6 protein-coding genes and 1 pseudogene are annotated in these 6,291 nt (G+C 66.6%); 3 read left to right on the top strand and 4 right to left on the bottom strand.

Annotation, left to right across the window (positions count from 1 at the left end; translation table 11 throughout):
• Positions 1-436 (top strand): tripartite tricarboxylate transporter permease (locus CF70_RS10980; protein WP_200876728.1); only part of this gene is annotated, 436 nt, incomplete at its 5' end.
• Between the two features lie 104 nt (positions 437-540).
• Here CF70_RS10980 and CF70_RS10975 read toward each other — a convergent pair.
• The 3 genes from CF70_RS10975 to CF70_RS10965 form a co-directional block, all read right to left on the bottom strand.
• Positions 541-1,125 carry an NAD(P)H-dependent oxidoreductase gene (locus tag CF70_RS10975; RefSeq protein WP_035864050.1) on the bottom strand — a complete coding sequence of 195 codons (585 nt, stop codon included), beginning with the start codon at positions 1,123-1,125 and terminating at the stop codon, positions 541-543.
• Positions 1,126-1,184: 59 nt separating this feature from the next.
• Positions 1,185-1,607, bottom strand: coding sequence for a MerR family transcriptional regulator (locus tag CF70_RS10970; protein WP_051648245.1), 423 nt, complete (start codon positions 1,605-1,607; stop codon positions 1,185-1,187).
• Positions 1,608-1,753: 146 nt separating this feature from the next.
• Positions 1,754-2,668: a LysR substrate-binding domain-containing protein gene (locus tag CF70_RS10965; RefSeq protein ID WP_035864047.1), complete on the bottom strand. Its 915-nt coding sequence runs from the start codon at positions 2,666-2,668 to the stop codon at positions 1,754-1,756.
• 223 nt (positions 2,669-2,891) lie between these two features.
• On the opposite strand from CF70_RS10965, the gene CF70_RS10960 reads away from it, so the two are divergent.
• Together CF70_RS10960 and ggt are read left to right on the top strand one after the other, a co-directional pair.
• Entirely contained in the window at positions 2,892-3,869 is a 978-nt protein-coding gene (locus tag CF70_RS10960; RefSeq protein WP_035864044.1) for a Bug family tripartite tricarboxylate transporter substrate binding protein, read from the top strand.
• Between the two features lie 140 nt (positions 3,870-4,009).
• The gene (gene ggt / locus CF70_RS10955; RefSeq protein ID WP_035864043.1) at positions 4,010-5,635 is read left to right on the top strand and encodes a gamma-glutamyltransferase; all 1,626 of its coding nucleotides are present in this window, start codon (positions 4,010-4,012) and stop codon (positions 5,633-5,635) included.
• Positions 5,636-5,723: 88 nt separating this feature from the next.
• On the opposite strand, the pseudogene CF70_RS36565 reads toward ggt, so the two are convergent.
• A pseudogene (locus tag CF70_RS36565) lies at positions 5,724-6,291 on the bottom strand (hypothetical protein); the annotation flags it as partial.

The following is a 6,291-nucleotide window of genomic DNA, read 5'->3' as shown; positions in this document are numbered from 1 at the left end:
GGGCCTGATCGCCTCGATGTGGATCGGCAACTTCATGCTGATCATCCTGAACCTGCCGCTGATCGGGATCTGGGTCAAGCTGCTCAAGGTGCCTTACCGCTACCTGTACCCGGCCATCCTGACCTTCTGCTGCATCGGCGTGTATTCGGTCCAGAACACCACCTTCGACGTGTTCCAGACCGCGGCCTTCGGCGTGATCGGCTACCTGTTCATCAAGCTCAAGTGCGAGCCGGCTCCGCTGCTGCTGGGCTTCGTGCTGGGACCGATGATGGAAGAGAACTTCCGCCGCTCCCTGCTGCTGTCGCGTGGCGAGTTCACGGTGTTCGTGACCCGTCCGCTGTCGCTCGGCCTGCTGATCGCGGCCGCCGTGCTGGTGCTGATCGTGGCGCTGCCGTCGATCAAGAACAAGCGCGAAGAAGCGTTCCAGGAAGAATAATCCAGCAGGTCCCGCGGCCAGCCAACGTGCCGGCCGCGAGCGACCCTGCCAGCAAGACCCTCAAGGTGCCGCCAGGCACCTTTTTTTATGCCTGCCTCACTTACTTACGCCCGGACGCCCGCGGCAAGCGAACTGGCCCGCCCCAGCCACGCCTGCCTCTGCCCCGCCGCCGACCCCAGCACGGGGCCGAAGGCCACGGTCCTGACTGGCCTGATCCCGCAGAACGCCAGCGTGCTCTTCTTCATCTGCTGGATACCCGGCATGCGGTAGACCCATCTGAAATACCAGGGCGGCGTATCCATCGTCACGAGAAGATGGGCAGTGCGGCCCTTCAGGAGCTGATCGGGAAACAGCTTGCCGGCGCGGTACTTGAAGGCAAACCCGGGCAGCAAGACCCTGTCCAGGAATCCCTTCAGCAGGGCCGGCACCCCACCCCACCAGATCGGGAAGACAAAAGCCAGGTGGCGGGCCCAGGCAATGGCTTCCTGCGCCTGCACCAGATCGGGCTCCAGGTCCTGGATCTCCCTGTAACCCGCATGCAGGATGGGGTCGAAGCGCAGCGCGCCAAGGCGGAGCAGGCGGACTTCATGTCCCGCCGCCTCGGCGGAGGCCATGTAGGTGCTGGCGATGGCGGCGCAGAAACCATCGTTTGAAGGGTGACCCAGAATCACAAGTATTCGCTGCCGCATAGCGACGCTCTCCTGAAAGGTTGACGCCGCGAGGGTAAAGCCTGCCCCTGATGGCAGAGTCAAGCGCGCGGGCAGTCCATCGCGCCCGGCGGCGGATCGGAGCCCTCCCCGCCGGCATCGCCCCAGCCGCTGAGGTCAAGGCACGCGCGGATCTCCGCGCCGATCTCGCCAAGCTGCGCGTCCAGCCCGCGCAGCCGCTGGATTTCCACGCGCAAGCTCGCGCGCTTGTGGTCGATCTGCCGTGCGAGGCCTTGCCAGTCTGGCTCCCGCGTGCGCCCGTCCAGCGCCGGGAGCAGCTCGGACAGGCGGAAGCCGAGGGCTTGCGCCTGCCGGATCAGCCCCACCTGCCTGACTTCGTCGTCCGTGTAGACGCGATACGAGCCGGCGCGCGTGACCTGCCCGAGCAAGCCAAGCGATTCGTAATGGCGAATCGCCTTCGGCGAAGCCCCCGTGCGCCTGGAAATCTCTCCAATGAACATCATCGCTCCTTCTTGATTCCGTATGAAACGCTAGCCGCATCCCGCATGCTTGCCCCAGCCCTCCTGGCATCGCCAACCTTGCCACGAGCGTTTCGCAGGGTAAGGCTTGCCCCTATGGGCAGAGTCAAGGCCCGATGCGCCGCTTCGCCTCACGGCTGCGCCGCCACGCCATCGCCGCCGGGGGCATCGAATAATCCCGCGCAGGCCTCCCGCACCGCCGCCGCGACATGCCGGCGCGCATGGTCGCGCCGCTCCAGCATGCCGATGGTACGCATCACCGGGGCGCCGCCCACTTCCAGCGGCAGGATGCGCAAGGCCTCGTCCTCCAGCCAGCGCGCGCGCTGCAAGAGCGGCACCACGGTCACGCCCACCTGCTGGCGCACCAGTTCGACCAGCGCCTCGATCGAGTTCAGTTCCAGGAACTCGTTGACGCGCAGGTGCGCGCGGCGCAGCGCCCGCTCCACCAGCAAGCCGGTGCGCTGGCCGCGGTCGAATCGCAGGAAGGGGTTGGCCGCCAGCGCCTCGCGCGCGTTCGCCCCCGGGCTGTCACGCCCTGCAATCGCCACCAGCGGCTCCTGGTAGAGCGGCGTCCACGCCAGGGTGCCGGCCAGCCGGCCAGTCCCCTCCACCAGCATTGCCGCGTCAAGCTCGCCCGCTTCCACCTGCGCCGCCAGTTCGATCGACTTGGCGCCGACCAGGCGCACGTCCAGCGCCGGGTGTTCGCGCTTCATGCGCGCCACCACATGCGACAGCCCGCCCATCACCGAGACCACCGCCCCCACCGCCACCGCGCCGGCCATCGCGTCCGGCGCTTCGGGCGGCAGCCGCATCTCGTCATAGAGCGCAAGCATGCGCCGCGCCTGCGGCAACAGTTCGCGGCCGCCGGCATTGAGCGCCACCACCCTGCCGCCCCGGTCGAACAGCTCGCGGCGCAGCTCCATCTCCAGCGCGCGCATCTGCAAGCTGACCGCGGCCTGCGTCAGCGCCACCCGCTCGGAGGCGGCGGCAAAGGAACCGTGGTCGGCCACGGCAACGAAAGTGCGCAGGAAACGGATGGTGCTCATGGGAAAGGCTCGCGAAAAGAGGCTGACCGGCCACGCCGATACTTAAGAAAATATTGAGACATAAGAAAGAAATATTAGCTTTCATTATGATGGTCCGCACGGAATAATGATGCGCAGCGCCATCGACGCAGACCCGGCGCCACCAGCCGCGCCAGCCGCGCGGTGTGTTGCCCGAAGGCCGGCACCGGCCCGCACTGCCTTGCTTCCAGATCCGGAGATCACCATGAAACACTGGCTGCGCCTGTTTGGCACGAGCCTCGCCACCGGCATCGCGCTGAGCGCCGTCCCGGCACTCGCCGACACCTATCCGAACAAGCCGATCCGCCTGATCGTGCCGTTCCCGGCCAGCGGCGCCACCGATCTGCTGGCCCGAGCCATCGCGCAGAAAGTGGGCACCAACATGGGCCAGCAGATCGTGGTCGACAACCGTCCCGGCGCGGGTGGCGCGATCGGCTCGGACATGGCCGCCAAGGCCCCGGCCGACGGCTACACGCTGCTGATCGCCACCACCAGCACGCACTCGATCGGGCCGTACATCAACCCCCGCCTGCCGTACAACACCGAGACCGACTTCACGCCGATCAGCCAGGTGGCCATCGCCACCAACGTGCTGGTGGTGCCGAACACCCTGCCGGTAAAGAACGTCAAGGAACTGATCGACTACGCCAAGAAGCATCCGGGTGAACTGAACTACGCGTCCAGCGGCAACGGGACCGTGGTGCACCTGACCGCCGAGGCCTTCAAGGCGCAGGCCGGCGTATTCATCACGCACATCCCCTATCGCGGTACCGCGCTGGCCGTGCCCGACCTGATCTCCAACAAGGTGCAGATCCTGTTCGACAGCATCGTCTCCGGCCTGCCGCATGTGAAGGACGGCAAGCTCAAGGCACTGGCCGTGACCAGCCTGAAGCGCTCGCCGCTGGCACCCGAGATCCCCACCGTCAGCGAGTCCGGCCTGCCGGGCTTCGAGTCCGATACCTGGTTCGGCATCTACGGCCCCAAGCAAATGCCGGCCGAACTGGTGAACCGCCTCAATGCGGAATTCAACAAGGCGATCCAGTCGCCGGACGTGAAGGAACGCCTCGGCAAGCTGGGCGCGGAACCCGTCGGCGGCACGCCCGCGCAGTTCGCCACCATGGTGAAGAAGGACAGCGCGCGCTGGGGTAAGCTGATCAAGGACCGCAAGATCACCGTGGAATAACGGCGCCGGAGTCACAGCGACTTCCGCCGTACGCCCCGTCTCCCGCCGATGCGGGAGGCGGGCGCCAGAACAAGCGCGAATCCTGGCGGGCCGACAGGCACGGCATCCCCGCCAGGAGAGCGAACCGAACCGAGGCAAGCATGCAGAACTTCAACTGGACCAATCCCTACCCTTCCGTGCGCATTCCGCTGTTTGCGCGCAACGTGGTGTCCACCTCGCACCCGCTGGCAGCGCAGGCCGGCCTGCGCATGCTGCTCAAGGGCGGCAACGCGGTGGACGCGGCCATCGCGGCAGCAGCGGCGATCACCATTGTCGAACCGGTCTCGTGCGGCCTGGGCAGCGACGCCTTCGCCATCCTGTGGGACGGCAAGGAAATGCATGGCCTGAACGCCTCGGGCGTAGCCCCGGCGGCGTGGAACCCCGAGTACTTCAAGAACAAGTACGGCACGGACGCCAATGGCATCGCCAACCGCCCCGTGCGCGGCTGGGACGCCGTCACCGTGCCCGGCGTGATCGCCGGCTGGGCCGCGCTGCATGAGCGCTTCGGCAAGCTCCCCTTCGCCGAACTGATGGAGCCCGCCATCGAGATCGCCGAGCGCGGCTACGCCGTGCCACCGGTGGTGGCGCACAAGTGGGCCGCCGCCGTGCCCGAACTGAAGGACCAGCCCGGCTATGCCGAGGCCTTCATGCCGAATGGCCGCGCCCCCAAGGTGGGCGAGAAATTCACGCTCAAGGCCGCCGCCGAGACGCTGCGCAAGATTGGCGCCACCAATGGCCGCGATTACTACGAAGGCGAGATCGCCGGGAAGATCGCCGCCTTCAGCAAGGAATGCGGCGGCGCCATGACGGCCGACGACCTGCGCAACTACAAGCCGGAATGGGTCAAGCCGATCAGCAAGTCCTACCGCGGCTATGAACTGCACGAGATTCCGCCGAATGGACAGGGCATTGCCGCGCTGGTGGCGCTCGGCATCCTCAACCAGTTTGACATGGCCTCGCTGCCGGTGGATTCGGTCGAGTCCCAGCATCTGCAGATCGAGGCGATGAAGCTGGCCTTTGCCGACCTCTACCGCTATGTGGCCGACCCGGCCAGCATGGAAGTCACGCCCGAGGCAATGCTCGACGACGACTACCTGAAGTCGCGCGCCAGGCTGATCGACATGGAACGCGCCACGCATTTCAATTTCGGCATGCCCAAGGTCGGCGGCACCATCTACCTGACCGCCGCCGACGAGAACGGCATGATGATCTCGTTCATCCAGTCGAACTACATGGGCTTCGGTTCAGGCGTGGTCGTGCCGGGCACCGGCATCAGCCTGCAGAACCGCGGCGTGGGCTTCTCGATGGACCCGAAGTCCGCCAACGTGGTGGCTGGCGGCAAGCGCCCCTTCCACACCATCATCCCCGCCTTCCTCACCAGGGACGGCCAGCCGGTGATGAGCTTCGGCGTGATGGGCGGCGACATGCAGCCGCAGGGCCACCTGCAGACCGTGGTGCGGATGGTGGACTACAACCAGCAGCCGCAGGCCGCCTGCTGCGCGCCGCGCTGGAAGGTCAACCGGGATTTCACGCTGGACATCGAATCCACCATGGATCCGGCCGTGGTGGCGGGCCTCAAGGCACGCGGCCACCAGCTCAAGTCGGTCGACGATCCCTACATGGATTTCGGCTCGGGACAGTTCATCTGGCGCCTGTCGGAAGACGCCGAGCATGGCTATGTGGCCGCCAGCGACAGCCGGCGCGATGGACAGGCAGTAGGTTTCTGACTTCCCGATAGCAGTGCTGGGAGAGCGCCCGCGGCAACGTGGGCGCTTTTTTTTTGGGCGGTTGGCGTCCCGGGGCACGCCATCGGCCTCAAGGCATCCGGCGCAGGCGAATCACACCGCTCTCGTAGAGGACAACGCCCGTGACCTGCCCCGCCGCATCGCGCTCGAACTGGAGTTGGGCAAGTCCGTTCTCGTAGACGAAGCGGTCGGCCTGCGCTGCCACCGGGAACACCGGCCTGCGCAGCCAGTTTCCGGATCGCACACCGAGCTGCCCGTTTTCAGCCCGGATATCAAAGATCAGGTCCGTGCGAATCAGCCGCTCGCTACGATAGCGGCCAACGTATTCCTGTTGCTTGTCGAGCGGCGCGACGGCAATCGCCGGCGCGGCCGCTTTCGTGCGCAGCGCGGAATAGCCGGCGCCGCCTTGCGAATAGTCCAGCCCGACGATCTCCCCGGCTTCGCGCCGGAACCCATATTGCACGCCGACCTCGGTGTCGACAAAGGTGTCGCGCCCGGCCGGCGATAGCGGGCGGAACCCCCCGCCCGTGGTGCGCCGGTACAGGGTGCCATCCTGCGGCACCATGGTGACGTAGTTGCTCTTGTCGACCTGGTAGATCCCGCCGTACTCCGCCAGCACGCCAGGCGCCAGCGCGGGC

This window comes from Cupriavidus sp. SK-3, assembly GCF_000611145.1.
Classification (GTDB): Bacteria; Pseudomonadota; Gammaproteobacteria; order Burkholderiales; family Burkholderiaceae; genus Cupriavidus.
This window is presented reverse-complemented; position numbering and strand designations above follow the sequence as displayed.

Bases quoted from the DNA above. Each gene is read 5' to 3' on its own strand.
- CF70_RS10975 (WP_035864050.1), bottom strand. From the start codon at position 1,125: ATGCGGCAGCGAATACTTGTGATTCTGGGTCACCCTTCAAACGATGGT.
- ggt (WP_035864043.1), top strand. From the start codon at position 4,010: ATGCAGAACTTCAACTGGACCAATCCCTACCCTTCCGTGCGCATTCCG.
- CF70_RS10965 (WP_035864047.1), bottom strand. From the start codon at position 2,668: ATGAGCACCATCCGTTTCCTGCGCACTTTCGTTGCCGTGGCCGACCAC.
- CF70_RS10960 (WP_035864044.1), top strand. From the start codon at position 2,892: ATGAAACACTGGCTGCGCCTGTTTGGCACGAGCCTCGCCACCGGCATC.
- CF70_RS10970 (WP_051648245.1), bottom strand. From the start codon at position 1,607: ATGATGTTCATTGGAGAGATTTCCAGGCGCACGGGGGCTTCGCCGAAG.